The 2,661-nt window shown below is 66.8% G+C and carries 3 protein-coding genes and 1 pseudogene; 1 reads left to right on the plus strand and 3 read right to left on the minus strand.

Annotated features, from left to right (window positions below; all coding sequences use genetic code 11):
* A pseudogene (locus tag ER13_RS18815) lies at positions 1 to 318 on the plus strand (sulfite exporter TauE/SafE family protein); the annotation flags it as partial.
* Between the two features lie 57 nt (positions 319 to 375).
* On the opposite strand, the gene ER13_RS16905 reads toward ER13_RS18815, so the two are convergent.
* The 3 genes from ER13_RS16905 to ispG all read right to left on the minus strand — a co-directional run bounded on the left by ER13_RS16905 (position 376) and on the right by ispG (position 2,651).
* Complete coding sequence (locus ER13_RS16905) at positions 376 to 906, minus strand: hypothetical protein (RefSeq protein WP_008263699.1); 531 nt, start codon at positions 904 to 906, stop codon at positions 376 to 378.
* Entirely contained in the window at positions 906 to 1,340 is a 435-nt protein-coding gene (locus ER13_RS16910; protein WP_035311190.1) for a PEGA domain-containing protein, read from the minus strand. Before ER13_RS16910 ends, ER13_RS16905 begins: the two co-directional genes overlap by 1 nt.
* A 171-nt stretch (positions 1,341 to 1,511) precedes the next feature.
* The gene (gene ispG / locus ER13_RS16915) at positions 1,512 to 2,651 is read right to left on the minus strand and encodes a flavodoxin-dependent (E)-4-hydroxy-3-methylbut-2-enyl-diphosphate synthase (RefSeq protein ID WP_008263463.1); all 1,140 of its coding nucleotides are present in this window, start codon (positions 2,649 to 2,651) and stop codon (positions 1,512 to 1,514) included.
* Positions 2,652 to 2,661 lie beyond the last annotated feature (10 nt).

The following is a 2,661-nucleotide window of genomic DNA, read 5'->3' on the forward strand; positions in this document are numbered from 1 at the left end:
GTCACGACGACCCTGGTGGGGTCGGGGGGCGATCCGCGCGCCGCGATCGGCACCACCAATACGGCGGAGTTCTTCGTCACCTCGGCCATTTCGGCGACCTTCCTGGCCGCCCTGCTGACCGGTCACTGGGCGGAGGCCAAAGGCGTCGCCACCCACGCCGCCTCCATCCTGGGCCTCATCCTGGGCGGTCTGATCGCCGCGCCCTTCGCCGGGGTGATCGCGCGGATCGCGCCCCGTCGGATCCTGACCTACGGCGTCGGGGCGGTTGTGTTGCTGTCCGCCGGCTATCAGGCCCTGCGGCTGTTCGGGGTGATCTGAGACGAAAGGCGACGGCGGGTCGGGGCCCGCCGTCGCCGTGGTCGTCCTTTGATCCGATCAGCGCGCGCGGGCGCGGAAGCGGGTCAGGAATTCCTTGATGTTTTCGCGGATCGAGGCTTCGTTGGCCATCCGAAGACGTTCCACGCCCATGAAGGCCTGACCCATGGTCGCTGTGCCGGTCGCCGCCACCGTTTCGTCGAAGACGGAACGGTCGGCTCGCATTACGGTATAGCGAACCTGGCTGGTCACAGACATGTCAAAGCCGGCCATCGGCTGTTTCAGGTCGATCAAGGATGCGGAGACCGTCATGGGCTGACCTTCGGTCCCCATATAGCCGGCGGCCGTCAACGAGCCTTCCAGCGCGGTCTTGAAGTCCGCATTCGAAACCTCGGAGGTCCACATCGGATTGGTGTTCTGGCCGCCGGAAACCGTGACTGTCGTCACCGACCGATAGCCGAGATCGCCGGGCGCCGCCGTGAGGCCCGATGTCGCCGGCAAGGTCATGAGCGCGGGGTTGGACGGGCTGGCGCAGGCCGCGACGCCCATCAGGGCGCCCAGAGCGGCGGCGGCGGCGAGACGACGGATCATTATTCGCCTCCGGCTGCGGCTGCGGCGGGCGGCGTCGCGACGGGGGCCTGGGCTGCGGCCGCTTCTTCGGCCGGGGTGCGCAGGGTCACGATCAGCGGATTGGGCTTCAGATCATTCATGGCGCCGGAGGTGGCGTCGATCGCCCCGCCGATGATGCCGCCGATCAGGATGTTGCCGGCCATGGCCGTGCCGCCCGCGCCGGAGACGCTGCTGGTGATGTCATGGGTCTGGGCGACGTAGCCGTCCTTGGACACGGTGATGCGGAAGGCGTCCTTGCGCGACATGCGGAAGGTGCAGGGCGTCGCCTGGCATTCGAAGCCGTTCGACGTGCTGACCTGGGCGCCGGGCGGGGTGCTCTGGACGGAGAATTGCTGACTGGAGCCACGCGTCACGGTGGCGCAGGCGGGCAGCGACATCGCCACGCCGGCAAGCATGAGCAAGCGCACGCCGAAACGTGCGGAATTTTTGGAAATCATAAGGCCCCTCAGTGGATTAAGGTTCAGCCTCCCCAGGCGAACCAACGGCAGAGGTTGCACTTCCGACACGATCGGTCAATCACTCAGGCGTGAATTTCATCAAACCTTGTGCAACCTCGAGGGGCGGGTCTATTCCGCCGCCTGAAGCTCCGCCGCCCGGGCCGCGTCCAGTTCGGCGGCCTTCTGCTCGACCAGGTCGACGATATGGTCGATCATGCCGTCGTTGGCCTGTTTGTGGGCGATCTTGCCGTTCAGATAGATCATGCCCGCCCCCTTGCCGCCGCCGGTGAAGCCGATGTCGGTATAGAGGGCCTCGCCCGGGCCGTTCACGACGCAGCCGATCACCGACAGGCTCATCGGCGTCGAGATATGGGCCAGTTTCTCTTCCAGCAGGGTCACGGTCTCGATGACGTTGAAGCCCTGACGCGCGCACGACGGACAGGCGATGATGTTGACGCCCCGATGGCGCAGGCCCAGCGACTTCAGGATGTCGAAGCCGACCTTGATCTCCTCGACCGGATCGGCGGCCAGCGACACGCGGATGGTGTCGCCGATGCCGGCCCACAGCATCGAGCCCATGCCGATGGCCGATTTGATCGTGCCGGTGCGCAGCGGCCCCGCCTCGGTCACGCCCAGGTGCAGAGGGCAGTCGATGGCATCGGCCAACTGCTGATAGGCGGCGACGGTCAGGAAGGGGTCGGACGCCTTCACCGAGATCTTGAACTCGTGGAAGTCGTGGTCCTGCAGGATGCGGGCGTGGTTCAGGGCGCTCTCGACCATGGCGTCGGGGCAGGGCTCGCCGTACTTCTCCAGCAGCTCCTTTTCCAGCGAGCCGGCGTTGACGCCGATCCGCATCGAACAGCCGTGGTCCTTGGCGGCCTGGATCACGTCGCGGACGCGGTCGGGACTGCCGATATTGCCCGGATTGATCCGCAGGCAGGCGGCGCCCGCCTGGGCCGCCTCGATGCCGCGCTTGTAGTGGAAATGAATGTCGGCGACCAAGGGGACCTTGGCCTCGCGGGCGATGGTCTTGAAGGCCTCGGTCGATTCCACGTCGGGGCAGGAGACGCGGACGATGTCGGCGCCGGCCTCTTCCAGCTGACGGATCTGGTCGATCGTCGCCGCCGCGTCGGACGTCGGCGTATTGGTCATCGACTGCACGCTGATCGGGGCGTCGCCGCCCACGAGGACGGAGCCCACGCGGATCTGGCGGCTCTTGCGGCGCTCGATATGGCGCCAGGGTCGGACGTGGGTGTGGTCGCTCATCACGGGCTCATAT

This window comes from Brevundimonas sp. EAKA, assembly GCF_000698025.1.
GTDB lineage: Bacteria > Pseudomonadota > Alphaproteobacteria > Caulobacterales > Caulobacteraceae > Brevundimonas > Brevundimonas mediterranea_A.

What these genes read in the sequence shown, in the direction of transcription:
- ER13_RS16905 (WP_008263699.1), bottom strand. Translation starts at nt 906, where the DNA reads ATGATCCGTCGTCTCGCCGCCGCCGCCGCTCTGGGCGCCCTGATGGGC.
- ER13_RS16910 (WP_035311190.1), bottom strand. Translation starts at nt 1,340, where the DNA reads ATGCTTGCCGGCGTGGCGATGTCGCTGCCCGCCTGCGCCACCGTGACG.